Below are 26,444 nucleotides of genomic sequence, written 5' to 3'. Positions count from 1 at the left end.
CTGTCCAGTGTGGAGCCAATTCATTCGCGATGACAGTGTGTCAGACAAGGATAACCATCACCGCTGCTCACTCTGCGGCGTTACCCGCAACACCTCTTCGAGCGTGGTCAGCCCGGCGGATATTTTCTGCGCGCCGGACAAGCGCAAGCTGCGCATGCCTTCCTTGAAGGCTTGGCGGCGTATGGCGGTGAGGTCGAGGTCGGCGCTGATCAGGGCTTTGACGCTGTCGGACATCAACATGATTTCGTACACTCCGGCGCGGCCGCGATACCCGGTGTCACGGCATTCTACGCAGCCGACAGCGCGTTGAGCACCGCTCGGGACAGGTGCTTGCCACGGGCGGGTCAGGGTTTGCCAGTCGCTTTCTTCCAGCTCGATGGGGGCTTTGCAGTGCGGGCAGAGAGTGCGCACCAGTCGTTGGGCCATGACGCCGAGGAGGGTGGCCTTGAGCAGGTAATGGGGCACGCCCAGTTCCAGTAGGCGGCTAATGGCGCTCGGCGCGTCGTTGGTGTGCAGGGTGGACAGCACGAGGTGGCCGGTCAGCGCGGCCTGGATCGCCATTTCTGCGGTCTCCAGATCACGAATTTCGCCGATCATGATGATGTCCGGGTCCTGACGCATCAGTGCGCGCACGCCGCTGGCAAACGTCAGGTCGATGTTGTGCTGGACCTGCATCTGGTTGAACGCCGGCTCGACCATCTCGATGGGGTCTTCAATGGTGCAGAGATTGACCTCCGAGGTCGCCAGCTTTTTCAGGGTTGTATAAAGCGTCGTGGTCTTGCCCGAACCGGTTGGGCCCGTGACCAGAATGATGCCGTTGGGTTGCTGAGTCATGTCCTGCCAGCGGCGCAGGTCATCGCCGGAAAAGCCCAGTTGATCGAAGTTTTTCAGCAGCACTTCCGGGTCGAAAATCCGCATCACCATCTTTTCGCCGAATGCGGTGGGCAAGGTCGACAGGCGCAGCTCGACTTCGCCGCCCTCAGGCGTGGTGGTCTTGACCCGGCCATCCTGCGGTTTGCGTTTCTCGGCAACGTTCATTCGCCCCAGGCTTTTCAGGCGGCTGACGATGGCCATGGTGACTTGGGCTGGAAATTGATAGACGTTGTGCAGCACGCCGTCGATGCGAAAACGCACGGTGCCCTGTTCACGGCGGGGCTCGATATGGATATCGCTGGCACGCTGCTGGAACGCATATTGGAACAGCCAATCGACGATGTTGACGATGTGCGCGTCGTTGGCGTCGGGTTCCTGGTCACTGGCGCCGAGCTTGAGCAACTGTTCAAAATTGCCCAGATTGCTCATTTTCAGATCAGAGGCATTGGCACCGCTGACCGACTTCGCCAGCCGGAAAAACTCCACGGCCAAACGCTGGATGTCTGCCGGATTGGCGACTACGCGTTTGATCGGCAATTTCAGTACATGCGTCAGGTCTGCTTCCCAGGCGCTGACGAAGGGCTGGGCACTGGCGATGGTCACCGATTCGCGGTCCACGGCCACCGCGAGGATCTTGTGTCGTTGGGCAAAAGCGTACGACATCAGCGGCGTGATGGCCGCAACGTCGATCTTCAGCGGATCGATGCGCAGGTAAGGCTGACCGACCTGCTGCGCGAGCCAGAGGGTGAGGCTTTCCAGGTCGAGCTTCTTGCCAGGCCGCTTTAAATCATCGAGATGTTGGGCGGCGATGAACTCCAGCGGGTGCAATTGAATGTTCAGAGCTGAACGGCGCAGAGTGAGCGCGTATTCAGCACTTTCTTGATCGGTAAACCCTTGAGCAACCAAGTCGTGTAGCAGATCGTTGAGATCCAGCCAACGGTCTTGGGTAACTGAGGCGAGGACGGACATGCGGGCTCCTTGGGACAGTTCTGCTCTGACCGGCTAATGGCAAGACAAGAATAGTCCCCGGCGCGTCGCATGTGTTACCCGGAGCGAGGTGAAGGGTTGCGAAAATTTACCGAATCATTATCCGACGGCCAGAACTACCTGTTGCGGTAAGACGTTCTGAATTGGATTGGGTTCCAGGGTGACTGAACAAATATTGATCAAGTTACGCATTTTTTCGCCAATGACTTGCGCCCGGTGCCAGCTTAATCCGTCCAGCTGGACGTCAATCATCAGCATCTGATCTTGCTGCAAAACGCTGACCTGTTGCGGAATCAAATACTGCATCGCAAACAGATTCAGCACCCGGCATAAAAGGTCGGGCTCTGCCTCGGCAAGGATTTGATAGTACGCACGGGTATGGGCATTGCTGGAGGACCAGACGTCAGGGCGCAGTGGCGCGGAACTTGAAAATTCAAACGTTGGCATGCGGGCCTCTCCTGTTTCTACTGAGGGAGATTTTTGCATACGGAAAAAGAAATTTCTTATCGATGATCGATTGGATTAGCCTTATTGCGACTTGTTAATGCAGGTTTATCTGTGAATAGGAGATTTTTATGCAAGGCGAGCTGGACCTCTATGATCGGAAAATTCTGGCGTTGCTGCAGGAAGACGCTTCGCTCTCCAGCGCGCAAATTGCCGAACAGGTCGGCTTGTCGCAATCGCCGTGTTGGCGGCGCATTCAGCGTCTCAAGGATGAGGGGGTAATCCGACGTCAGGTCACATTGCTGGACCGCAAGAAAATCGGCCTCAATACGCAAATTTTCGCCGAGGTAAAACTCAATGCCCATGGCCGCTCCAACTTCACGGAGTTTACCGAAGCCATTCGCGGTTTTCCGGAGGTGCTGGAGTGTTATGTGCTGATGGGGTCGGTGGACTTTTTGCTGCGCATTGTGACTGCGGATATCGAGGCTTATGAGCGGTTCTTCTTTGAGAAGTTATCGCTGGTGCCGGGGATTCAGGAGGTCAACTCGACGGTGGCGTTGTCAGAGATCAAATCCACCACGAGTTTGCCGATATTGGGCTGACGGGGTGCCAGGTGGACCGCGTCAGGCCATTCGCATTTGAATTCGCTCCCCCGGAAAACATGCAATCCTTGTGGGGCGAATTCATTTGTGAAGTCGGTATTACAACCGCAGCAAGGTCTTCCATGCGCGGCTTTGGAACACCACAACGGTCTGTTGCACGCGCGCGTCGAGGATTTCGTCGCTGATCGGCTCAAGCGCCAATTGCTCAAGTTTGTTCAGCTCGCCGTACAAGCGGTCCAACTCTGGCAAATCCAGTACGCCACGGGCCAAATGCAGCCAGGCCTGAATGCGTTCTATGCGCGGCAGTTGTTCCGCCAGGTCTTCCGGTTGTTGCTGATAGCGACCCAATTGCAGCGAAGTCGCTTCTTCAGCCAGCAGGCGCGGTACCCAGTTAGCCAGTTGCGCCGCGCCCTGGCGGTTGCCGCGGGTGTTGCGGTCAGCGGTCCAACTGCGAGCCAGCAGCCAGCGCGAGGTGTTCAAGGAGAACAGGCCCCAACGGGTGTCGGTAAGCTCTTCGATGAACTGGGCGGGCGCTTCGGTGCGGACGTCGGGGTCGTCTTGACCGGCCTGGACCAGCGGGCGCCAGTCTTCGAGCAAGGCGTCCAGCGATGCGCGCAACTCGTGGGTCGAGGTGCGTGGCGCGGCCTGACCCAGGCTGCCAACCAACGCGCGCAGTTCGGACAGCAACGCCACCCAATCCTGCAACAAACGCCAGTGGCCGTTGAAACGGTACTGCTCAGCCAGACGCTGGCTGCTGGCCAACAAATGCCAGGCCAGCGCGGCGAAGGCGTCGTCCAGCGGCATTTCTGCGGTCAGTTCAGGTGCCGGTAGGCTCAGTGAGTAGCTATTGGCGTCGAACAGGCGATAGCCACGCTCGGCTTTGCTGATGTCGCAGGGCATCAACGGCAGCGTGGCAGCCAGTTCAGCGGCCAGCTCCAGCAGCGCGGAAGGATCACCTTCGCGCAGTTCCAGCTCCAGTTCGCAGATTTCTTCTTCCTGCTTGCCAGCAACTACCCGGCCTAGGTCCAGAGCAGCTTCAATCACGACTTTAGCCTTGCCACGACCCCAGGCGATTTCCGCACGTTCGCGGACGAAGTCGGTGGTGAACGCCGGTTTGATGGTCTTTTTATCCAGCTCGGCCAGCTCTTCCGGCCAGCATTCGCCATCGAGCTTTTTAAGGTCGAGCTTGGCTTTGGGCAGATCCCAATTGTATTCATTGCGCTCGGACAGGCCAGCAACGCTTTGCCCGCGAGTCTTCAACGTCTGAATGATCGCGTCGCCATCACGGCGCAGGCGCAGGGCCACTTTGGCATTTGCCAGGTCGCGTTCAGGCGTGTCGAAATACTGATTGAACAGCTCAAGGCGTTCCCAGCCACTTTTGTTGCGCTTTTTCAGCAGTGGGTGGTCGCGCAGGGCGGCGAGGGTTTCGCGGCTGACGCGGAGTTTGATTTCGGTTTCTTTCTGCATGGCCGGGGAATCCAAGCGCTAATCGCTAATAACGGGAGCGCAGCCTGCAAATACGTGGCTGCTGAGGCCGAACAGTGTACAGGACATGTTTATTCATGGGGGCCGATAGCCCTATGATGGTGCTCAAACGAGGAGATTGCTCATGCCCTTGCCGTCCATGAAAGACCAGTTTTCCGCGTTGATTGCAGCGCCGTCGGTGAGTTGCACCCAGCCCGCGCTGGATCAATCCAACCGCGCCGTGATCGATCTGCTGGCGACCTGGCTGGGTGATCTGGGGTTTGCCTGTGACATTCAGCAGGTGTCGCCCGGCAAGTTCAACCTGTTGGCGAGTTTCGGCAGCGGCCCGGGCGGTCTGGTATTGGCTGGGCACAGCGACACCGTGCCGTTCGATGGCGCGCTGTGGCAAACCGATCCGCTCAAACTGACCGAGGTCGATGGGCGTTGGGTAGGGCTGGGCAGTTGCGACATGAAAGGCTTCTTTGCCTTGGTCATCGAAGCAGTGCAGCCGTTGCTCGATCAACCGTTCAAGCAACCGTTGTTGATTCTCGCCACCTGCGATGAAGAAAGCTCCATGGCCGGCGCTCGAGCGTTGGCCGCAGCGGGTCGTCCTTTGGGTCGTGCGGCGGTGATCGGTGAGCCGACCGGGCTCAAGCCGATTCGCCTGCACAAGGGCGTAATGATGGAGCGCATCAATATTCTCGGCCGCAGCGGCCATTCGTCCGACCCGAGTCTGGGTCACAGCGCGCTGGAGGCGATGCACGCGGCGATCAGCGAATTGAAGGGCCTGCGTCAGCAATGGCAAGGCGAATACCACAACCCGCAGTTCAGCGTGCCACAGCCGACCCTGAACTTCGGGTGCATTCATGGCGGTGACAACCCGAACCGGATTTGCGGTCAATGCTCGCTGGAGTTCGACATGCGGCCCCTGCCGGGCATGGACCCGCAGGTGTTGCGTGCCGCGATTCGGCAGAAGCTGCAACCGCTGGCAGAACTGCATAAGGTGCAAATAGACTATGCGCCGCTGTTTCCCGAAGTGCCGCCGTTCGAACAGGCCGCCGATGCCGAATTGGTGCGCGTCGCCGAACGTCTGACCGGGCATCGCGCCGAGGCAGTAGCGTTTGGCACCGAAGCGCCTTATCTTCAGCGCCTGGGCTGCGAAACCCTGGTTTTGGGCCCTGGTGACATTGCCTGTGCTCATCAGCCAGGCGAATACCTTGAAATGTCACGCTTGCAGCCTACGGTGCGTCTATTACGTCAGTTGGTTGAACATTATTGCCTGACCCCCGCATGAGTCGGGTCAGCTCAAGTGATTTCGAAGCCGTTGGGCTCTAAATAGAAGGAGAATGCGCGTGTTGCCAAGCCTGTTCCGACGATAACCACCACAGTGCTGTGTGTGTTCTTACGCGTTCGTCCAATCTTTTACAGGCTCTTCAAGTTATGCCCGACTACGTTAACTGGCTTCGCCACGCTTCGCCGTACATCAATGCCCACCGCGATTGCACCTTTGTTGTCATGCTGCCCGGCGACGGTATAGATCATCCGAATTTCGGCAATATCGTCCATGACCTGGTGCTGTTGCACAGCCTCGGCGTGCGACTGGTGCTGGTGTACGGCTCTCGCCCGCAGATTGAAAGCCGTCTGGCGGCGCGCGGCCTGACACCGCAATTCCATCGTAATTTGCGGGTCACCGATGCGGCGACCCTCGAATGCGTCATCGACGCGGTAGGCTCCCTGCGTGTCGCTATCGAAGCACGCCTGTCCATGGACATGGCCGCTTCACCGATGCAGGGTTCGCGCTTGCGCGTGGCGGGTGGCAATCTGGTGACTGCGCGGCCGATTGGTGTGGTCGAAGGCGTGGATTATCACCACACAGGCGAAGTGCGCCGGGTCGACCGCAAAGGCATCAACCGCCTGCTCGACGAGCGCTCCATCGTGTTGCTGTCGCCGCTGGGGTATTCGCCGACGGGGGAGACGTTCAACATCGCCTGCGAAGACGTCGCCACCCGCGCCGCCATTGACCTGGGCGCGGATAAATTGCTGCTGTTCGGTGCCGAGAGCGGCCTGCTGGATGACCAGGGCAAGTTGGTGCGCGAGCTGCGTCCACAACAAGTCCCGGCGCACATGCTAAGGCTGGGGAGCAACTATCAGGCCGAACTGCTCGATGCAGCGGCGCAAGCGTGCCGTGGCGGTGTCGGTCGCAGCCATATCATCAGTTACGCCGAAGACGGTGCTTTGTTGACCGAGCTGTTCACCCGCGACGGTTGCGGCACGCTGGTCGCGCAAGAGCAGTTTGAACTGGTGCGTGAGGCGGCGATTGAAGACGTCGGCGGTTTGCTGGATTTGATCACTCCGCTGGAAGAGCAGGGGATTCTGGTGCGCCGTTCGCGCGAAGTATTGGAGCGCGAGATCGAGCAATTCAGCGTGGTCGAGCGCGAAGGGCTGATCATTGCCTGTGCCGCGCTGTACCAGATCGCCGATTCAGATGCTGGCGAGTTGGCCTGCCTGGCCGTCAGTCCGGAATACCGCCATGGCCGGCGTGGCGATGAACTGTTGGAGAGGATTGAAGCCCGGGCCCGGGCGAAGGGCTTGAAGACCCTGTTCGTCCTCACCACCCGCACCGCGCATTGGTTCCGTGAGCGCGGGTTTGAGCCGAGCAGCGTCGACCGCCTGCCCAGCGCACGAGCATCGCTTTACAACTATCAGCGCAATTCGAAAATCTTCGAGAAGGCGTTGTAGGGGCTGTGTCCATCGCGGCGGAACGTGCTTGTAACTGCACGTCCTGCCGCGATGGCGTCAGTTACTGATCGCCAAAATGCTTGCTTGATACGAACCGACAAACGTATCGAAATCGACAATCTCTTCGGTTTGCTCCAGCTCGACCTGTTGGGTAATTGAGTTGCGGGCCAGGGTTTCGAAGTGCAACTGTTCTTCAGCGCTCAACGGTTCGCTGCGGAAGTACTCAGCGTGTACCTGGCTCTGACGGAAGGAGAACGCGGTGAAGCCTTCCTTGTGTTCAGTCATGCTTGCCAGCACTTGTGCCGAAGGTGTCCGTGAAGAATCGTTGACCTTGGCCAATTGCGCGGCCAGGGCTTTAACGTGTTCTTCGCCGCCGTGGCTCTGATCAAGTAGCTGCGACAACGGTGCGATTTTTTCCAGCAACTCGGTGGCCCAGGCTTTCAAGTCGATCGTGGTGTCGTTACGCCGCAATTCCAGACCCGGACGACGACCTGCCTTGACCACCGTCAGGAAGTTCGAGGCTGCGTTGGTACATTCGTTGTTCGCCAGTTGCGGGCTGTCCTGCAGGGCGCAATACAGCACGAACGCGTCGATGAAGCGCGCTTGCTGCAAATCGATACCCATAGGCAGGAAAGGGTTGATGTCCAGGCAGCGGACCTCAACGTATTGCACGCCACGGGCCACCAGCGCCTGAATCGGACGTTCGCCGGAGTAGGTCACGCGTTTAGGGCGAATGTTGGAGTAGTACTCGTTTTCGATCTGCAGGATGTTGGTGTTGAGCTGAATCCACTCGCCATCCTTGTGGGTGCCGATCTCGACATACGGCGGATACGGCGTCGCCACCGCTTTACGCAGGCTGTCGGTGTAGCTGGTCAAGTCGTTGTAGCACGGGGTCAAGCCGGCCTGGGCGTTGCTCTGGTAGCCCAGATCGCTCATGCGCAGGCTGGTGGCGTAGGGCAGGTACAGCGTGTCGGCGTCCCATTGCTCCAACTGATGCGAGCGACCGCGCAAGAAGCTTGCATCCAGTGCCGGCGAGGCGCCGAACAGGTACATCAGTAGCCAGCTGTAACGGCGGAAGTTGCGAATCAGGGCGATATAGGACGCCGACTGATAGTCGCGGTCCGTGCCGACAAAGCCTTCGGCCTGCTTGAGCAGCGGCCAGACTTTTTCCGGCAAGGAGAAGTTGTAGTGAATGCCGGCGATGCACTGCATGGTCTTGCCGTACCGCAAGGCCAGGCCTTTGCGATAGACGTACTTGAGCTGACCGATATTCGAGGTGCCGTAGTAAGCAATCGGGATATCTTCTTCGGCTGGCAGCGGACACGGCATCGAAGGGCTCCACAGGTACTCGTTGCCGAGCTTGCTGTAGGCGAATCGATGGATCTTGTCCAGGCTGGACAGGGTTTCGGCCGGGTCCGGCAGCGCGGGCGTGATGAACTCAAGCAGCGACTCGGAGTAATCGGTCGTGATTTGCTCGTGGGTCAGCGCTGCGCCCAGTTGTTCCGGGTGCGGTGTCTGCGCCAGGCGTGCTTCGCCCGTCACGCGCAGGCATTCACGCTCAATCCCGTGCAGGCACTGCTCCATCAGGGAGAGGTTAGTGCGCTCGCTAAGCAGAGCCAGGCGGCGGTTGAGAAGTTCGCTCAAGTTGGATTCCTTCACGCGTCGGTCGCCCCAATATGGGGGTGGAAATGACGGTCTACAAGGGTGAAGAGAGGAACTGGCGTTGTCGCCTGGTTTTGGTTTGAAACGCCGATGCCCGTTACTTGGTCTGGCCGCAGCCCGAACAGAAAATTCCGACACTGTTTTCGCAGTGCCGAAATTAACCCAAATCGACGTGCGACAGCTAGATGACTGCGAACGTCCCTTGTGCTTTTGCGACCAGTTTGTCGCCCTGCAGCACTTCTGCCTCGACAACCAGCGTGCGCCGCCCGGCATGCAACACCTTAGCGATGCACAGCACCTCGCCTTCGGACACAGCCCGGACGTAGTTGATCTTGCACTCGACCGTCACGCTCTGCTGATCGAAACCGTGGGAGCTGGAACAGGCCAGCCCCATGGCGATATCGACCAGGCTGAAGATCGCACCGCCATGCATCACGTTGCCGCGATTGCGCAGATGAGGTTCCAGCGCCAGGCTGACTTCGGCAACGCCGTCGTCCAGGCGCTGCAGCTGGCAGCCGAGCATCTTGAAATAAGCGCTCTGGGTCAGCCCTTCGGGGATGACCATCAACGTTTCTTCAACTGTTTGGCGTTGGCGAACAACGAAGCCATTGCGTTATTGGTCGGTACTGCGGCTACCGGGGCTTCCTTGCGGGGCGTGGTTTGTTGTTGCGAGCGAGGAGCAGACCCAGGACGCGCGCCACGGGCACCGTCGATTTTCTCGCCTGGGGTGTCGCTCATGCGCATCGACAGGCCGACGCGTTTGCGCGGGATATCGACTTCCATGACCTTGACCTTGACCACGTCACCGGCCTTGACCGCTTCACGCGGGTCCTTGATGAACTTCTCGGACAGCGCGGAGATATGGACCAGACCGTCCTGATGCACGCCGATATCGACGAAAGCGCCGAAGTTGGTCACGTTGGTGACCACGCCTTCGAGGATCATCCCCAACTCCAGGTCCTTGAGCTCTTCGACGCCGTCTTGGAACTCGGCTGTCTTGAACTCGGGGCGAGGGTCGCGGCCCGGTTTTTCCAGCTCTTGCAGAATGTCGGTGACGGTCGGCAGGCCGAAAGTTTCATCGGTGTATTTTTTCGGATCAAGGCGCTTGAGGAAGCTAGCGTCGCCAATCAACGAACGGATATCACGGTCTGTTTCAGCGGCGATGCGTTTTACGAGCGGATAGGCTTCCGGGTGAACTGCCGAGGAATCCAGTGGGTTGTCGCCGTTCATTACACGCAGGAAGCCGGCAGCCTGTTCGTAAGTCTTTTCGCCGAGGCGACTGACTTTCTTCAACGAAGCACGGGTCTTGAAGGCGCCGTTTTCATCGCGGTGAGCGACGATATTTTGCGCCAGCGTGGTGTTCAGGCCAGAGATGCGGGCGAGCAAGGCAACCGATGCGGTATTCACATCGACGCCAACAGCGTTCACGCAGTCCTCGACCACCGCATCCAGGCCTCGCGCCAGTTTCAGCTGCGAAACGTCGTGCTGGTACTGACCGACACCGATAGATTTCGGATCGATTTTCACCAGTTCGGCCAACGGGTCTTGCAGGCGGCGGGCAATCGACACCGCGCCACGGATCGTCACGTCCAGCTCCGGGAATTCCTTGGCAGCCAGCTCGGAAGCCGAGTACACAGAGGCACCGGCTTCGGACACCATCACTTTGGTCATTTTCAGACCTGGGTATTTTTTGATCAGTTCGGCGGCCAGTTTATCGGTCTCGCGGCTGGCAGTGCCGTTGCCGATAGCGATCAGGTCCACCGAATGCTTGGCGCACAGTGCGGCCAACACGGCGATGGTCTGGTCCCACTGATTCTTGGGTACGTGCGGATAAACCGTCGCGTAATCGAGCAGCTTGCCGGTCGCGTCGACCACCGCCACTTTGCACCCGGTGCGCAGACCAGGGTCCAGGCCCAAGGTGGCGCGAGGGCCAGCCGGTGCCGCCAGCAGCAGATCATGCAGATTGTGCGCGAACACATTGATCGCTTCGGTTTCCGCGCCGTCGCGCAGTTCGCCAAACAAGTCGGTTTCCAAATGGGTGTAGAGCTTGACCTTCCAGGTCCAGCGGACCACTTCGGCCAGCCATTTATCGGCGGGGCGATTCTGGTTTTGCAGGCCGAAACGCTCGCTGATCATCATTTCACACGGGTGCATGGCGCCAGGCAGCTCTTGGCCAACTTTCAGGGATGAGCTGAGAAAACCTTCGTTACGACCGCGAAAAATGGCCAGGGCGCGGTGCGATGGCATGCTTTTCAGGGGTTCGTCGTGTTCGAAGTAATCGCGGAACTTGGCGCCGGCTTCTTCCTTGCCAGCTACCACGCGGGCGCTGAGAACAGCCTCGTGTTTGAGGAAGCTGCGCAGTTTCTCCAGGAGGTTGGCGTCTTCGGCGAAGCGCTCCATCAGGATGTATTTGGCGCCTTCGAGGGCGGCTTTCACATCGGCCACGCCTTTTTCCGCGTCGACAAACCGTGCTGCCTCGCTTTCCGGGTTCAGGGTCGGGTCGTTGAACAGACCGTCGGCCAACTCGCCCAGGCCAGCTTCCAGGGCAATCTGGCCCTTGGTGCGGCGCTTTTGTTTGTAGGGTAGGTACAAATCTTCGAGGCGTGTTTTGGTGTCGGCGAGTTTGATGTCGCGCGCCAGCTCCGGGGTCAGCTTGCCTTGCTCTTCGATGCTCGCAAGGATGCTGATGCGCCGCTCGTCGAGTTCGCGCAGGTAGCGCAGGCGCTCTTCCAGGTGGCGTAACTGGGTGTCATCAAGGCTGCCGGTCACTTCTTTACGGTAACGGGAGATGAACGGCACGGTTGAGCCTTCATCCAGCAGAGCGACGGCCGCTGCGACCTGCTGTGGGCGGACACCGAGTTCCTCGGCGATGCGGCTGTTGATGCTGTCCATAAAACCACCTGGCAAATTGTGAGCAAATAAAACGCGATTGGCCATTGTCAGGCGCTACCTGACTTCAAGGCGGCGCATTATACCCAGCGATCTCTGAATAGGGGGATTGCGCCCTTTCACGAGGGCTACCAACAACCGTTGCTGGCGACTCAGGAAAAATCTGCTAACAATGCACACAGTACGTAAACCGGCAGCTACGCCATAATGCGCACCGAGATCAAAGGAGCATCTAATGAGCAGTACTGCACAACCTGCTGAAGGCGAAAAAATCCTCATCGTTGACGACGACCCAGGATTAAGCAGCCTGTTAGAGCGTTTTTTCACCAGCAAAGGCTATCGCGCGCGCGCCGTGGCCAACGTCGAGCAAATGGATCGCCTGCTCGCACGCGAGGTTTTCCACCTCGTTGTCCTCGATTTGATGCTGCCGGGTGAAGACGGGCTGTCCGCTTGCCGCCGCTTGCGTGCTGCGAACAATCAGGTGCCTATCATCATGCTGACCGCCAAAGGCGATGAGCTGAGCCGAATTCGTGGTCTGGAGTTGGGTGCTGACGATTACCTGTCCAAGCCGTTCAACCCCGATGAACTGGTGGCACGGGTCAAAGCCGTATTGCGTCGTCAGGCGGTGCCTGTTCCCGGTGCGCCAGGCAGTGAAGATGAGTCCGTGACATTCGGTGACTATGAACTGTCGCTGGCAACCCGTGAGCTCAAGCGTGGCGATGAAGTGCACATGCTGACCACTGGCGAATTCGCGGTGCTCAAAGCGTTGGTGATGCATGCCCGCGAGCCGTTGACCCGCGACAAGTTGATGAACCTGGCCCGTGGACGCGAGTGGGATGCGTTGGAGCGTTCCATCGATGTACAGATTTCGCGACTGCGTCGCTTGATCGAGCCGGACCCTTCCAAACCGCGCTACATCCAGACTGTCTGGGGCGTGGGTTATGTGTTTGTTCCCGATGGTGCCGGAACCAAGTGATTGGCGCTGTGTAGGCGCCAACCAGGACCGCTGAGTCCTGACTGACACACTCGATAGCCCTGTTCAGGGCTATCGACGTTTTGGGTCGAGGCGTTTACGCGACGGATACCAATCGCGCTTCGCCATTTTTGCGAGCCTGGCTCGCGCCTGCAAAGTGTGTAGCGACTGCAATGAAAACCCCGCTCTGGTTCCCGCAAAGCTTCTTCTCTCGCACTCTGTGGCTGGTGTTGATTGTCGTGCTGTTCTCCAAGGCACTGACCCTGGTTTATCTATTGATGAACGAGGACGTGCTGGTCGACAGGCAATACAGTCACGGTGTTGCGTTGACCTTACGCGCCTATTGGGCGGCGGATGAGCATGATCGCTCGGCGATTGCCGAGGCTGCCGGGTTGATTCGGGTGGTCGGCGGCGGCGTGCCCGAAGGCGAGCAACATTGGCCGTACAGCGAGATTTATCAGCGTCAGATGCAAGCCGAGTTGGGTGCGGACACCGAAGTGCGTCTGCGGGTGCATGCGCCGCCAGCCTTGTGGGTGCGGGCCCCAAGCCTGGGTGACGGTTGGCTGAAAGTACCGTTGTACCCGCACCCACTGCGCGGCCAGAAAATCTGGAGTGTGCTGGGCTGGTTCCTCGCCATTGGCTTGTTGTCCACAGCCTCTGCGTGGATCTTCGTTCGACAGCTTAATCAGCCGCTTAAGCGTCTGGTCTTTGCTGCCCGTCAGTTGGGGCAAGGGCGCAGTGTGCGATTGCCGATCAGCGACACGCCCAGCGAAATGGCCGAGGTATACCGCGCCTTCAACCAGATGGCCGAGGATGTCGAGCAGGCCGGGCAGGAGCGGGAATTGATGTTGGCGGGGGTCTCCCACGACTTGCGAACCCCCTTGACCCGCTTGCGTTTGTCCCTTGAGTTGATGACGCAAGAGAATGAACTGACCGATGGCATGGTCCGCGATATCGAAGACATGGATGCAATCCTTGATCAATTCCTGGCGTTTATTCGCGACGGGCGTGATGAGGAAGTCGAAGACGTCGACCTGAGCGATCTGGTGCGTGAAGTGGTGGCGCCGTTCAACCATCCGACCGAGCAGATTCGGTTGTGTCTGGAGCCGATTCCACCTTTCCCGTTGCGTCGGGTTTCGATGAAGCGCTTGCTGAACAACCTGATCGGCAACGCCATGCACCATGCCGGTAACGGCATTGAAGTCGCTGCTTATGTGTCAGGTGACGCCAATGCACCCTATGTGGTGCTGAGTGTGCTCGACCGGGGCGCCGGGATCGATCCGTCGGAGCTGGAGGGTATCTTCAACCCCTTCATCCGTGGCGACCGTGCGCGTAGCGGCAAAGGCACCGGTCTGGGCCTGGCCATCGTCAAGCGTATTGCGGCCATGCATGGTGGCAATGTCGAGCTGCGAAATCGTTCTGGGGGCGGCCTGGAAGCGCGAGTGCGCTTGCCATTGGGGCTGATGTTGCCGAGGGATGCGGTTTAAACGTTATGCGCTGACTTCGCTCCCGATCCATCCATTGTGGAAGCGAATTCACTCGCGAAGACTCTTTGTTACTCTTCCTGCTCAACAAGACCTGACACTCCGGACAGGTCTTGTGTTTTATCCGTTCTGTCAGCCCTTGCCTTTGGTCCGTGTCATGTTCGGGCCGCTGTTTTTCTCCAGGTATTCAATGATCATCCCGGCAACGTCCTTGTTGGTGGTGGTTTCGATACCCTCAAGGCCCGGTGACGAGTTCACTTCCATCACCAACGGTCCGTGATTGGAGCGCAGGATATCCACGCCCGCCACGCTCAGCCCCATGACCTTGGCGGCGCGGATGGCCGTCATGCGCTCTTCGGGTGTGATTTTGATCAGGCTGGCGCTGCCGCCACGGTGCAGGTTCGAGCGAAACTCCCCCGGTTTTGCCTGACGCTTCATTGAGGCGATGACCTTGTCGCCGACCACGAAGCAGCGAATATCCGCACCGCCGGCTTCCTTGATGTACTCCTGAACCATGATGTCCTGCTTCAGGCCCATGAAAGCCTCGATCACCGATTCGGCGGCAGTGGCCGTTTCGCACAGCACCACACCAATGCCTTGAGTCCCTTCCAGCACCTTGATCACCAAGGGGGCGCCGTTGACCATCTGGATCAGGTCGGGGATGTCGTCCGGGGAGTGCGCGAAACCGGTGACCGGCAGGCCGACGCCACGGCGGGAAAGCAATTGCAGCGAGCGAAGCTTGTCCCTGGAGCGCGCGATAGCGACCGACTCGTTGAGCGGGAAGACGTCCATCATTTCAAACTGACGCAGCACGGCGCAGCCATAGAACGTCACCGAAGCACCAATCCGCGGGATCACCGCATCAAAACCTTCCAGCGGCTTGCCGCGGTAGTGGATCTGCGGCTTATGACTGGCGATGTTCATATAAGCGCGCAAGGTGTCGATCACCACCATCTCATGGCCACGCTCGATGCCCGCTTCGACCAGGCGACGGGTGGAATACAGACGCGGGTTACGCGACAGCACAGCGATCTTCATGCAGCACCTTTGGTAGAGGTAGTAGAGGCCGGGAATGCCGGCTTGTCCTGAACGTATGTAATGCCTGGATTGACTACCAACTGGCCGTCGATCAAAGCGTTTGAGCCGAGCAGCAGCCGATAGCGCATGGCTTTACGGCAGGCCAGTGTGAACTCCACCGGCCAGACCCGATCACCCAACGCCAGGGTGGTGCGGATGACGTAGCGGACCTGTGCCTGGCCATTGGAGCTTTTTATGGTTTTCATCGCGACCAGTTGCGCTTCGCAACGGCGATGGCGCAGTTGCACCACCGTGCCGAGGTGCGCGTTGAAGCGCACCCACTTTTCCCCATCGCGTTCGAACGGCTCGATCTCGGTCGCGTGCAGGCTTGACGTGCTCGCCCCGGTATCGATTTTCGCGCGCAGGCCAGCCACCCCTAAATCAGGCAGCGCCACCCACTCGCGAAGGCCAACGACCGTTAAATGATCAAATGTTTTCAAAACGATTCCGTACGCCTCAAACAGTCCGCCAAGCACCAGGATCTATCTGGGCCAAGGCTTTAAATGCAGGTTTGGCGAACCAGAAGCCTTGCATCAGGAAAATCCCGCAGTCAGCCAGAAAGTCTCGCTCCCCAGGCGTTTCGATGCCTTCGGCGATGACTGTAACGCCTAACTCTTCACAGATTGTGACAACCCCACGAACGATAATCTGCCGAACGCGATCGTGATCGATATCGCGGATCAGCGCCATGTCGAGTTTGATCAGATCTGGCTGAAAGTCGGCCAGCAAATTAAGCCCGGAATACCCCGCGCCAAAATCGTCGATGGCTGTCTTGAAGCCGAATTCGCGGTATTCACGCAGAATATTGGTCAAATGGCGATTGTTATCTAAATGATCGCTTTCCAGGGTCTCGAAAATCAGCCGGTTTAGCGGGAAATCATGTTCCTTGGCTGCTTCCAGTGTGCTGCGGATACACAGCTCGGGACGATAGACAGCACTGGGCATAAAGTTGATCGACAGATTTTCTTTCATGCCGAGCTGTGCGGCCCCCTGAATCGCCTGTGTGCGGCAACGTTGGTCGAAACGGTAGCGATTCTGCTCGTTGACCTGGCTGAGGATCGACAACGCCCCTTCGCCGTTGGTGCCACGCACCAGTGCTTCATGGGCGAACACCGAGCGGTCGCGTAGATCGACAATCGGTTGATAGGCAAACGCAAAGGTAAAATCCAGGGCGGGGCTGCTTTGGCATCCTTGGCAACCCACTTTAGGAGAGGTCAACGAGCTTGGGAAATCAGTCACGTAGCACTCCGGTGCGAAAGGGACCTTCAACATAGGCGGCATATTAATCCAGGGATTGGTTTGCCGCCTGCTCGACGTGACGTAGTACAGTTCCGACTATTGCACGATTGAGGAATTCTGATGGCACAAAAACCAGAAGAGGACGACAAAGTTCGCCTGGACAAATGGCTTTGGGCGGCGAGATTCTTCAAAACTCGCGCCTTGGCCAAGGCGGCTATAGAAAGCGGCAAGGTCCATTGGCGGGGAGAGCGCTGCAAGCCCGGCAAGGAGCCGCGCATCGGCGACGAGTTTCAGATTCGTGCAGGTTTTGATGAGCGCACGGTGGTGGTTCAGGCATTATCGACCACACGCCGTGGTGCGCCAGAAGCGCAGGCGCTTTATGCCGAGACAGCCGAAAGCATCGCCAAGCGTGAAAACGCTGCGGCCATGCGCAAAGCGGGCGGTTTAGGCATCAGCACTGAAGGGCGACCGACCAAGAAGCAGCGTCGGCAGCTTCATCAGTTTCGCGACACGGGCAGTGACGATTGAACCCGGCGTCACCTTTAAAACGCCGTCATCCCGACGGCATTCGATCTGTCTTGGAAGAATTCGGGATTGTTCATAAAATGCCTTCCGTCGGCATGGCTTACAGCACCCGGTTATCAGGTGCTAAATAGCGTTTAGTCAGCGCTTTTCCTTATTTTGTCATCACTTTAGATACCTTTTCTTATGCCTGATTTTCCGGACAACGATTACACCCAGCGTTTCATTTTTGAAGAAAGCGATGTGCGCGGCGAGCTGGTCGCGCTGGAGCGTAGTTACGCTGGGGTGCTGGCCAAACATGACTACCCCGAGCCGGTCGCCCAGTTGCTCGGTGAGCTGCTCGCGGCTGCGGCTTTGCTGGTAGGCACCCTTAAATTCGACGGGTTGCTGGTACTTCAGGCGAACTCTAGCGGGCCGGTGTCGTTGCTAATGGTGGAATGCTCCAGCGACCGTGAAATACGCGGCATTGCGCGTTACGACGCTGAGCAGATAGCCCCTGACGCGGGACTGCGAGACTTGATGCCCGACGGCACCCTGACCCTGACCGTCGATCCTCGTCAGGGTAAGCGCTATCAAGGTGTCGTTGCTTTGGACGGCGCTGACCTGTCGGAAAGCCTGACGTCGTACTTTGCCCTGTCGGAACAATTGCAAACGCGTTTCTGGCTCAACGCCGACGGCACGCGCGCCCGTGGCTTGCTGTTGCAGCAACTGCCCGCCGACCGCCTGACCGACCCGGAAGACCGCGCCGCCAGTTGGCAGCATGTCACGACGCTGGCCAGCACCCTGACCGGCGAAGAGTTACTCAGCCTGGACAATGAAACCGTGCTGCATCGCCTCTTCAACGAAGACGCGGTACGCATGTTCGATATTCAGCCGATACAGTTCCGCTGCAGCTGCTCGCGAGAGCGCTCGGGCAATGCCCTGGTCAGTCTGGGCCTGGAAGACGCGCAACAACTGGTGATCGAGCATAACGGCAGCATCGAAATCGACTGTCAGTTCTGCAATCAACGCTATTTGTTCGATGCCACTGATGTTGCGCAGTTGTTCTCTGGCGGGGGCGTGGATTCGCCATCTGATACGCGCCATTAAACATAGGCTAATACGCCTTGAAACGCCGTACGGGACGCTTCGCAGCTGTTCTGACAGGAGGGTCCTACCTTATTTTCGGTGTTTCTGGCATAATCCTGCCCACTTTTTCCGCTGTAGTAGTGTGGGAATTTCTACTACAAAACGTTTGGAGCACTCGGCCAGTGGCCGACGGGGAACCTCATGACGCAAGCTAATAACGCCGTTTACACCGATCTGTGCATCGATGATCTGGTTAAAGAAGCCCTGAATCGCGGTGAAGGCGTACTTGCCGATACTGGCGCGCTGGTCGTGCAAACCGGTCACCGTACCGGCCGTTCGCCGATTGATCGTTACATCGTTGAAGAGCCAACCACTCAGGCTGCCATCGCCTGGGGCCCGATCAATCGCAAGTTCCCGGCCGACAAGTTCGATGCCCTGTGGAACCGCGTTGAAGCCTATCTGGGCGAGCGCGAGCGTTTTGTGTCCCACGTTCATGTAGGTTCTGACCCCGCGCACTACCTCGCGGTCAAAATGACCACCGAGACAGCATGGCACAACCTGTTCGGCCGGAGCCTGTTCATCAACCCTGAACAGTACAACCCGTCCGGCCACACCGAATGGCAGGTCATCAATGCCCCGGCCTTCGTCTGTGAGCCTGAGCGTGATGGCACCAACTCCGACGGCACCGTGATGATCAACTTCGCGGCCAAGAAAGTCCTGCTCGCGGGCATGCGTTATGCCGGCGAAATGAAAAAAGCCCTGTTCTCGGTACAAAACTTCCTGCTGCCAGCAGTCGACGTTCTGCCGATGCATTGTGCTGCCAACATGGGCGAAGAGGGTGACGTAACGTTGTTCTTCGGCCTGTCCGGCACCGGTAAAACCACCCTGTCCGCTGACGAAAGCCGTTACCTGATCGGCGACGACGAGCACGGCTGGGGCGTTGGCGTTGTGTTCAACATCGAAGGCGGTTGCTATGCCAAGTGCATCGACCTCTCCGAGAAGAACGAGCCGGTTATCTGGAAAGCCATCCAGCACGGCGCCGTGCTGGAAAACGTCGTACTCGACCCAGTCACCAAGAAAGCCGACTACGCCGACGACAGCCTGACCCAGAACAGCCGCGCCGCTTACCCGCGTGAACTGATCGAAAAACGCGCACCGCTGAACCTCGGTGGCGAGCCAAACGCAGTGATCTTCCTGACCTGCGACCTGACCGGCGTTCTGCCGCCAGTGTCGATCCTCAGCGAAGAACAAGCGGCCTACCACTTCCTGTCGGGTTACACCGCACTGGTTGGTTCCACTGAAATGGGTTCGGGCAGCGGCATCAAGTCGACCTTCTCTACCTGCTTCGGCGCACCGTTCTTCCCGCGCCCAGCTGGCGAATACGCTGAACTGTTGATCAAGCGCATCCGCGGCTTCGGCTCGAAGGTCTATCTGGTCAACACCGGCTGGACCGGCGGCGGCTACGGCGTTGGCAAACGCTTCAACATCCCGACCACCCGTGGCGTCATCGCAGCCATCCAGAGTGGCGCACTGATCGGCGTAGAAACCGAACACCTGGGCATCATCAACCTCGACGTACCGAAGTTGGTCCCAGGCGTAGACACCGCATTGCTCAACCCACGCAACACCTGGGCAGACAAAGCGGCCTACGACGAATCGGCTAAAGCACTTGCAGGTTTGTTCGTTGAGAACTTCAAGAAGTTTGATGTTTCAGACGCGATCAAAAATGCCGGTCCTCAGCTTTGATGTGATGGTTGCTGGATGAATAAAAAACCGCCTTTAGGGGCGGTTTTTTTTGACTGAGTTTTCAGGATTTCGCCTATAGCAGGGTTCACCCCATAGGGCTAAACCCGTTAGCCGCACTGCAATACCGTTCCTCCATCGCCTTGCTCAAGTCCGCTCGACCACTCTCCCAGCGCTTGCTCCACGCTCTGCATTCCTCTTTGAAGTACACCTTTGCGCCCTTGCGACATTCCCGATATTCGATTGAACCGCGTCGATGGTTGCCGCAGACGCTGCTGCCGTCGATGCGGTTGCCGTAGGTTGTCCATTGAGCGAGATAGCTGCCGCGTCCGTCCCATTGGTGGACCCATGCCTGGTTGATGCCTTGATCGATGTTGCGGCCGGGACGGTTTCGACGGTTGATTTTGTCGGTCTCGTATTGCGCCAGGTACTCGGCAGAGACCATGCCTTGCGCATGCTGTTTCTGGCTAGGTTGTGGGAATTCGCCGTAGCGACAGGTGACAACGCTTGCGTCGATGACGTTCCCGGGCTTGATGCAGTCGGTGAGGGCTTGCGGGGCGCGGGCTGGGACGTTGATGGTTTGAAAGGTGGGGGTGACTGACGCGATGTCGTCAGGTGCCGTTGGCGGCTGCGCAATGGGGACCTGAACGTCGACTGACCTAGCGGTGAGTGGTAGGCCGAAGTCAGAGCGGTGGGTCAGAAGGTAGATAACGACTGTGAATAAGGCGAGCAGGGCGAAGACGTTTCGGTACAGGGTCGAGGCGGTGATGTTCTTTTTACGACGAAGCCCGGGCGGGGCGTCGTTATAGTCGGCACTGAAGTCGTCGTGAGGGGTGAAATCGTCCTGATTATGGCGTTTCATGGCATCCGTTCGTCGTTCCGTGGGTGTGGCGCAGATGTTCGCGGCGACGGCTACTCGTGAACGACCTTGGCCGGTGCTGCGTTAACGCTCGTTTTGCTGGTGTGAAGTTGGGTGGCGAGCAGGTAGGTGCCGATCACCAGAATGATGAGATACATCGCCAGTCGGGTAAAGGATTTGGGTGCTGGAGGGTCTGCGGCTTTACGCTTGCCGGGGTGGGCACCGAGTACGACATCGAAGTGCTCAGGGCTTAAGCGTTGAATACGCGTGAGGCCGTCATCATCCGGTTGTTTCATGATATCCATTTTCGCTTGTTGGGCGAGCCGTCTAGCACGGTGTGCTCTGCTTTTCGACGACAGCCTGACCCCTGCAATGTTCTTGCGGGAAGGTTAAACCGACTGATATCAGTTTGCCAGCACTGCTTACCAAGAGAATAGGATGAAATTTCCCGAGACGATCCAGGTGCGCCCTCATGCGTGTGCAATCAACCGCTTCGCGTTAAGGTCTAACACCTTCCCGGCGGTCAATGGAGTGGCAGCTTATGTATAAAAGTCTTGAACAGGTTTTCGGCTATCCACAGTTTCGTCCTGGGCAGGAAGCGGCGATTGTGGCGGTGCTGGCGGGGCGTTCGGCGGCGGCTATTTTTCCGACGGGCTCGGGCAAGTCGTTGTGCTATCAGTTGCCGGCGTTGTTGTTACCGCACCTGACACTGGTGGTGTCGCCCTTGCTGGCGTTGATCCAGGATCAGCTGGCGTTTTTACAGCGCCATGGCATTGCGGCGGCGAGTATCGATTCGGCGCAAAGTCGCGATGAGGTGGCGCAGGTGATGGCGCGTGCCCGCTCAGGTGAATTGAAAATTCTGATGATTTCCGTGGAGCGCCTGAAAAACGAGCGTTTTCGTCATTTCATCGCGCAGGTGCCGATTTCGTTGTTGGTGGTGGACGAAGCGCACTGCATTTCCGAGTGGGGCCATAACTTTCGCCCGGACTACCTCAAGCTGCCGGACTACCAGCGTCAGTTCAAGATTCCGCAGGCATTGTTGCTGACCGCGACAGCCACGCCCCAGGTGATCGCCGACATGCAGGCCAAGTTCGCCATCGCGCCGGACAATGTGGTGACCACCGGTTTCTACCGTCCCAATCTCAATCTGCTGGTGGAGCCGGTGAGTGGCCGCGACAAACGTCGGCGGCTGGTGGAGTGGTTAGGCGAGCGGGGCGGTCAGCCGACCATCGTTTACGTGACCCTGCAGAAGACTGCCGAACAGATCGCCGCGCACCTGAGCCAGAACGGCATTGCGGCCAGCGCGTATCACGCCGGTTTGCCCCATGATCAACGTGAGTCGATCCAGCAGCAATTCATGGCGGGGCGGTTGAACTGCATCGTGGCAACCATCGCTTTCGGGATGGGCATCGACAAGAGCGATATCCGCAATGTCGTGCATTTCGATCTGCCGAAATCGATCGAGAATTACAGCCAGGAGATTGGCCGGGCGGGGCGTGACGGTCAGCCGTCTGACTGTCTGGTGTTGGCCAACCGCGACAGCCTTAACGTGCTGGAGAACTTTGTTTACGGCGATACGCCGGAGTACGCGGGCATTCGTAACGTCCTCGATGAGCTGCTGACGGCGAGCGTGGACGGGCAATGGGAATTGCTCCTGGGGCCCTTGGCCGATCAAAGCAATATCCGTCAACTGCCGCTGAAAACCTTGTTGGTGCAACTGGAATTGCGCGAGATTATCGCGCCGCGTTTTTCTTATTTTGCTGAATACCGTTTCAAGTTTCTGATCGAACCCGAGGTGTTATTGCAGCGCTTCGAAGGCGAGCGGAAGCAGTTCGTCGAGGCGATTATCGAGACCTCGAGTCGGGCGCGGACGTGGGCGACGGTAAGTTTCGAGGCGTTGTATCAGCAGCACCAGGCCGAACGGAGCAGGGTGGTTACCGCACTGGATTATTTCCAGGAGAAAGGCTGGATCGAGCTGGAAAGCAAGCAGATGACCGAGGTGTATAGCCTGCTCATCTGCGACTTCGACCCTCAAGCGCTAGCCCTTGAGCTGCACGACTATTTCAAGCAGCACGAAGTCACGGAAATCGCCCGTATCCACGCCATGCTCGACCTGTTTGCGACCGAGCAGTGCTTGAGTTATCGCCTGGCTCTTTATTTTGGCGATTATCAGGCGCCTGAACAGTGCGGACACTGTTCAGTGTGCCACGGCCATATCGCTCGCTTGCCTGAGCCGCCGGCATTGCCGGCCTTGGTTGGAGACAGTTTTCATGGGCTATGCGACGAGTTCGTGCACAGGCACCAGGACTACAGTGGCAGCGCCCCCAGTGCCGAATGCCTGACCCGGTTTCTCTGTGGGATCAGCGTGCCGCTGTTCACCAAACTCAAAGCACGCGGCATCAAGGGTTTTGCCGCGCTCGAGAATTACCCTTACGCGCAGGTGCGAGCGTGGGCACAAGGGGCGATGGCCGGGTAGACGTATCAGACGCAGGCCATCTGACCGGGAAAGACGATCAGGTCAAAAAATGTACAGTGTGTTGTCGGCGACCTTACGCTCAGGAGTTTTTGGCACGTAGGCACAATACCCTGGTCGCGGACCGATCTTTGGATGGTTGCGGCAGGTGTCGGGACGTTTTTCGTAGATCGTGCACAGTCGGCTTTTGCGATCCAGGTACAGGCAATCGTTGTTGCTCATGCGCTGCAGGGTGAATATTTCCGACTTCTGGTTATAGCGCTCGACGATCCCTTCCTTTTGCAGGCGCTTGGCAATGTTCTTCGCCGGTTCGCCGCGCTCGAATTCGTCGACGATGCCGATGCGGATCAAATCCTTGATCTTCACTTCCACCGGCAAGGTGCAACAGCTGGATACGCAGCCACCGCACATGGTGCTGGAGTATTTGGCCCAGGTATCGATTCGGTCGATTTCTGCGGCGGCGATCAGGTTGGGCTTCATGTGCTCAGGTTCCGGGTGTATCGGGCGCGGGATGATACCGGGGCTGGCGGAATTCGCGTAAGTAAAAATTACCTATACGACTGTCGGCACCGTTCAAGTGGATGGTATCAGGCGTCTGTCAGCAACTTGGCCAGCGCTTCAATCTGCTCCTGCCGCTCGGCCTGGGTCAGGCGCGGATGCGGGTTGAGGGATGACCATTGCGGGTGGGCGCGGGCTTTTTGCAGGCTGTCGGGGAGTTTCCCTTCACGCCAGGCTTTGTCCTGCGGGGCGCTCAGGGTGATCCTATCCATGGCGGCATGACCGCGTACGTCAAGGGCCTGGAGTAATTGCCGTTGGCGCAGGGCGAGGAGGCGCAACACTGCGTCGTCGACCGTCAGCTCGCGCTGGCCCTTGAGCTTGCCAAGCAGGCGTGAGCCGTAGCTGCGGGCTGTTTGCAGCGCGCCACCGGCAATCGCCCCGACCAATGCTGCGGCGCCCAAAGTAATCCCGCCCACCAGCAAATCCACACCAGCTCCGGCTGCGGCGCCCGCGGCGATCCCTCCGCCCAGGCGTACGCCCAGCAGCTTGAGGGTTTCCGGGTTGAATAAATCGTCGCCCCAACGCCCGTCCAGCAGCGGCAGGTCAGTGGCGGCAGCATCTTGCGGGCGGAAGGCGTACAGCTTGAGCAGGGCTTCGACGCAGCGTTGTTCGCGCAGGCGAATGGCCTTGCGCAGCGCGTCGATGGCGATTTGTTCCTGACCTGATCCGGTGGCCACGCTGCGACGGCAAGCGGCACAATCCAGCAGCAGTTCAGCGATCAGGCGAGCCGCGCTTTGCTGGCGCGCCAGACGTTGCGCTTGCTGGTCGATAATCAGCCGTTGCAGTTGCTCACGGGAATTTTCCAGCAGCAGGGCGAGGCTTTCGTACAGTCGACGCTCGCCATCTTCCGGTGGCGCAACGCTGTCGAATCGCACCAGCGCATGCAGGCCCAGACGCGCCAGGGCTTCGCGCCAGTCCGCTTCGCGGTGTTCGGCACTGCTGACAAAATTCAGCACCGGCAGCAGAGGTTTGCCGCAACTGGCCAGCACCGCCAATTCATCACGGTATTTGGCCAGCACCGGTTCGCGTGCGTCGATCACATACAAGCCGGCATCCGAGGCCAGCAACTGGCGCAGCACCTTGGCTTCCTGCTCGAAGCGCTGGCGAGCTTCGCTGCCGTCGAGAAAACGCGCCAAGCGTGCCGGTCCATCCAGACGCTCGCCGGGACGGTCCAGGCGCTCTAGATAGTCGAGCAGGGCGATGGCATCTTCCAGGCCGGGCGTGTCGTAAAGCTCCAGCAGGGCCTCGCCGTCTACCGACAACCGAGCGCCTTCCACGTGCCGCGTGGTGCTGGGGCGGTGTGAGACGTCACCGAAACCGACATCGCGGGTCAGGGTGCGCAGCAACGAGGTTTTGCCGACATTGGTGTGGCCAACCACCGCCAGCTTGAGCGCTTTAGTCATGGCCGGTCTCCAGCCACTTCAGCGGCGCGCTGTCGGCGTAAGTGATGTCGAGCTTTTGCAGGGCTGAATGCCAGTCGCCCAAGCGCTCTGCGTCCAGTGCCTGGCCGGGCGGTGCTTGCAGCAGCCAGATCCGCGTTGCCCCGGCACAACGGGCCAGTTCTGCAATCAGCGCCAGGCTGCCACGGTCCGGCGAGCGGCGCGGGTCGCACGCGATGGTCAGACGCGCAGGTGGAAAGCGGGTCAGTTGATCGAGCAGCTTTTGTCGGGATTCGCGGCTGTCGAGAATCCCCGCGTCTATGACGCTCTTCGGCAGACTCGGCGGCCATGGGCGCTGATCGTCGAGCTCGATGGCGACCAGCAACGCGCCGTCGCTGTCGAGCGCTACCGTGCCTGATTGCGTGCTGTGCAGTTGCTCGGGCGCGGCATCGCTGATACCCAGGCGCTCACTGCTGGGCATCAGGCGTTCGCGAAGCTGGCTGTAACCGGGCATGTTCAGATCGAGGCTGAGGGCGGCACGGCCACGTCGCCAATGCCACAGGCAGACCAGGGCCAACAGCAGGCGTGGGACGATCCCATAGACCAGCAATACGCCGACCAACCAGCCCGCCCACGCCTGGCGCGCGCTTTCGATGCTCAATGCCGTGTCGCCGCTGGCGCGGATCATGGTTTCAGTCGGTACGCTAAACCCCAGCAACGCGGGCAGCGCGCCGAGGGCCTGGGTGACGGTGACGAACGTATCCCCCCGCAAAATAGTGGTTTCCCAGACAAACCCATAGCGCCGGGTCGCCATCAGCATCAGCAGAATCACCAGCGCGCTGAGCAGCGCCAGCAGCCACGCGCCGTTGACCACCATGCCCAACGCCCAACGGTTCAGCCGTTGACGTTGCAACAATAAGACCAGCGCGGGCGCCAGTTGCGCCGCCTGGGCATCGCGGGCGAGCTTTTCACTCAGCCATAACCACAGCCGACCAAGGCTGGCCGTGCTTTCCCCGGCGAACAGCATGCTTAGCGCCCAACTGAGCAGCAGGATCAGGTTGAGCCCCAGCAGACTGCCCAAGGCCCAGAACACATTGACCGGCGCTTGCCCGTTGCCCAGTGCCGCAAATGCCAGGCCGGCCCCGGTGATCACCACCATAATGGCCAGGACAATCAATGCCAGTCGCGCGCCTTGTTTCCAGTGATGCAGAGCGTTTAGCAAACCATCGCGCTCGGCCAGCCATAGGGCGCGGTTCTGAATGCGTGTCGGCAAGTCGCCTGCGGTGGTGCGCGCGCGGCGATTGGCCTCCAGGTCTTCCAGAGGGCCCGCGTGTTCTTCGCGCAGGCGCACGGCTTCAGTCAGCCAGAGGCTATCCAGAGGGGTCAGAGCAGTCACGCGGCGTCTCGTC

General features: G+C 59.0%; 23 protein-coding genes. 9 read left to right on the top strand and 14 right to left on the bottom strand.

Annotated elements, in window-relative coordinates; all coding sequences use genetic code 11:
• Positions 1-57 precede the first annotated feature (57 nt).
• On the bottom strand, positions 58-1,842 hold the full coding sequence (locus RGU44_RS18550) for a GspE/PulE family protein (protein WP_322176925.1): 1,785 nt from the start codon (positions 1,840-1,842) through the stop codon (positions 58-60).
• A 117-nt stretch (positions 1,843-1,959) separates the two neighbouring features.
• Complete coding sequence (locus RGU44_RS18545) at positions 1,960-2,307, bottom strand: hypothetical protein (RefSeq protein ID WP_322176924.1); 348 nt, start codon at positions 2,305-2,307, stop codon at positions 1,960-1,962.
• A 128-nt stretch (positions 2,308-2,435) separates the two neighbouring features.
• Here RGU44_RS18545 and RGU44_RS18540 point away from each other — a divergent pair, with 128 nt between their 5' ends.
• Entirely contained in the window at positions 2,436-2,906 is a 471-nt protein-coding gene (locus RGU44_RS18540; RefSeq protein ID WP_322176923.1) for an Lrp/AsnC family transcriptional regulator, read from the top strand.
• Between the two features lie 99 nt (positions 2,907-3,005).
• Here the strand turns inward: RGU44_RS18540 and RGU44_RS18535 are convergent, their stop codons facing one another.
• Positions 3,006-4,373, bottom strand: a complete 1,368-nt coding sequence (locus tag RGU44_RS18535) for an inorganic triphosphatase (RefSeq protein WP_322176922.1) — start codon at positions 4,371-4,373, stop codon at positions 3,006-3,008.
• A 142-nt stretch (positions 4,374-4,515) separates the two neighbouring features.
• Between RGU44_RS18535 and argE the strand changes: the two genes are divergently transcribed.
• On the top strand, positions 4,516-5,664 hold the full coding sequence (gene argE / locus RGU44_RS18530) for an acetylornithine deacetylase (protein ID WP_322176921.1): 1,149 nt from the start codon (positions 4,516-4,518) through the stop codon (positions 5,662-5,664).
• Between the two features lie 146 nt (positions 5,665-5,810).
• Complete coding sequence (argA, locus tag RGU44_RS18525; RefSeq protein ID WP_322176920.1) at positions 5,811-7,109, top strand: amino-acid N-acetyltransferase; 1,299 nt, start codon at positions 5,811-5,813, stop codon at positions 7,107-7,109.
• Positions 7,110-7,166: 57 nt separating this feature from the next.
• Here the strand turns inward: argA and gshA are convergent, their stop codons facing one another.
• The 3 genes from gshA to RGU44_RS18510 form a co-directional block, all read right to left on the bottom strand.
• Positions 7,167-8,753: a glutamate--cysteine ligase gene (gene gshA, locus RGU44_RS18520; RefSeq protein ID WP_322218489.1), complete on the bottom strand. Its 1,587-nt coding sequence runs from the start codon at positions 8,751-8,753 to the stop codon at positions 7,167-7,169.
• Between the two features lie 199 nt (positions 8,754-8,952).
• A complete protein-coding gene (locus RGU44_RS18515) occupies positions 8,953-9,336 on the bottom strand; it encodes a PaaI family thioesterase (RefSeq protein ID WP_322176918.1) in 384 nt (127 codons plus the stop codon).
• Positions 9,336-11,663, bottom strand: a complete 2,328-nt coding sequence (locus RGU44_RS18510) for a Tex family protein (protein WP_322218486.1) — start codon at positions 11,661-11,663, stop codon at positions 9,336-9,338. Before RGU44_RS18510 ends, RGU44_RS18515 begins: the two co-directional genes overlap by 1 nt.
• A gap of 232 nt (positions 11,664-11,895) precedes the next feature.
• Here RGU44_RS18510 and ompR point away from each other — a divergent pair, with 232 nt between their 5' ends.
• Positions 11,896-12,636 (top strand): two-component system response regulator OmpR, encoded by a 741-nt coding sequence (ompR, locus tag RGU44_RS18505; RefSeq protein ID WP_219062907.1) that lies wholly within the window; start codon positions 11,896-11,898, stop codon positions 12,634-12,636.
• Between the two features lie 170 nt (positions 12,637-12,806).
• A complete protein-coding gene (locus RGU44_RS18500; protein WP_322176916.1) occupies positions 12,807-14,120 on the top strand; it encodes an ATP-binding protein in 1,314 nt (437 codons plus the stop codon).
• Between the two features lie 129 nt (positions 14,121-14,249).
• Here the strand turns inward: RGU44_RS18500 and rimK are convergent, their stop codons facing one another.
• Genes rimK through RGU44_RS18485 form a run of 3 tightly spaced genes read right to left on the bottom strand, consistent with a single transcriptional unit; the run spans position 14,250 to position 16,433 of the window.
• On the bottom strand, positions 14,250-15,155 hold the full coding sequence (gene rimK / locus RGU44_RS18495; RefSeq protein ID WP_219062904.1) for a 30S ribosomal protein S6--L-glutamate ligase: 906 nt from the start codon (positions 15,153-15,155) through the stop codon (positions 14,250-14,252).
• A complete protein-coding gene (locus RGU44_RS18490) occupies positions 15,152-15,634 on the bottom strand; it encodes an ATP-dependent zinc protease (protein WP_219062902.1) in 483 nt (160 codons plus the stop codon). Before RGU44_RS18490 ends, rimK begins: the two co-directional genes overlap by 4 nt.
• Positions 15,635-15,650: 16 nt before the next feature.
• Positions 15,651-16,433, bottom strand: coding sequence for an EAL domain-containing protein (locus RGU44_RS18485; protein WP_322176915.1), 783 nt, complete (start codon positions 16,431-16,433; stop codon positions 15,651-15,653).
• Between the two features lie 120 nt (positions 16,434-16,553).
• Between RGU44_RS18485 and RGU44_RS18480 the strand changes: the two genes are divergently transcribed.
• The 3 genes from RGU44_RS18480 (at position 16,554) to RGU44_RS18470 (ending at position 19,769) form a co-directional block, all read left to right on the top strand.
• Complete coding sequence (locus RGU44_RS18480; protein ID WP_322176914.1) at positions 16,554-16,961, top strand: RNA-binding S4 domain-containing protein; 408 nt, start codon at positions 16,554-16,556, stop codon at positions 16,959-16,961.
• A gap of 180 nt (positions 16,962-17,141) precedes the next feature.
• Positions 17,142-18,044, top strand: a complete 903-nt coding sequence (hslO, locus tag RGU44_RS18475) for an Hsp33 family molecular chaperone HslO (RefSeq protein WP_322176913.1) — start codon at positions 17,142-17,144, stop codon at positions 18,042-18,044.
• A 180-nt stretch (positions 18,045-18,224) separates the two neighbouring features.
• The gene (locus tag RGU44_RS18470) at positions 18,225-19,769 is read left to right on the top strand and encodes a phosphoenolpyruvate carboxykinase (RefSeq protein ID WP_322218482.1); all 1,545 of its coding nucleotides are present in this window, start codon (positions 18,225-18,227) and stop codon (positions 19,767-19,769) included.
• 85 nt (positions 19,770-19,854) lie between these two features.
• Here RGU44_RS18470 and RGU44_RS18465 read toward each other — a convergent pair whose 3' ends face one another.
• Both RGU44_RS18465 and RGU44_RS18460 read right to left on the bottom strand, forming a co-directional pair.
• On the bottom strand, positions 19,855-20,628 hold the full coding sequence (locus tag RGU44_RS18465; RefSeq protein ID WP_322176911.1) for a hypothetical protein: 774 nt from the start codon (positions 20,626-20,628) through the stop codon (positions 19,855-19,857).
• Positions 20,629-20,678: 50 nt separating this feature from the next.
• Positions 20,679-20,930, bottom strand: a complete 252-nt coding sequence (locus tag RGU44_RS18460) for a hypothetical protein (RefSeq protein ID WP_322176910.1) — start codon at positions 20,928-20,930, stop codon at positions 20,679-20,681.
• 236 nt (positions 20,931-21,166) lie between these two features.
• On the opposite strand from RGU44_RS18460, the gene RGU44_RS18455 reads away from it, so the two are divergent.
• Complete coding sequence (locus RGU44_RS18455; protein ID WP_322218479.1) at positions 21,167-23,101, top strand: ATP-dependent DNA helicase RecQ; 1,935 nt, start codon at positions 21,167-21,169, stop codon at positions 23,099-23,101.
• Positions 23,102-23,143: 42 nt separating this feature from the next.
• Here the strand turns inward: RGU44_RS18455 and RGU44_RS18450 are convergent, their stop codons facing one another.
• The 3 genes from RGU44_RS18450 to RGU44_RS18440 all read right to left on the bottom strand — a co-directional run bounded on the left by RGU44_RS18450 (position 23,144) and on the right by RGU44_RS18440 (position 26,431).
• Positions 23,144-23,578: a YkgJ family cysteine cluster protein gene (locus RGU44_RS18450; RefSeq protein WP_219062893.1), complete on the bottom strand. Its 435-nt coding sequence runs from the start codon at positions 23,576-23,578 to the stop codon at positions 23,144-23,146.
• 107 nt (positions 23,579-23,685) lie between these two features.
• The gene (locus RGU44_RS18445; RefSeq protein WP_322218476.1) at positions 23,686-25,059 is read right to left on the bottom strand and encodes a DUF3482 domain-containing protein; all 1,374 of its coding nucleotides are present in this window, start codon (positions 25,057-25,059) and stop codon (positions 23,686-23,688) included.
• Positions 25,052-26,431 carry a DUF2868 domain-containing protein gene (locus RGU44_RS18440; RefSeq protein WP_322176907.1) on the bottom strand — a complete coding sequence of 460 codons (1,380 nt, stop codon included), beginning with the start codon at positions 26,429-26,431 and terminating at the stop codon, positions 25,052-25,054. The genes RGU44_RS18445 and RGU44_RS18440 overlap by 8 nt, the downstream gene beginning before the upstream one ends.
• Positions 26,432-26,444 lie beyond the last annotated feature (13 nt).

The organism is Pseudomonas sp. 5C2 (genome assembly GCF_034314155.1).
Taxonomy (GTDB): Bacteria; Pseudomonadota; Gammaproteobacteria; order Pseudomonadales; family Pseudomonadaceae; genus Aquipseudomonas.
This window is presented reverse-complemented; position numbering and strand designations above follow the sequence as displayed.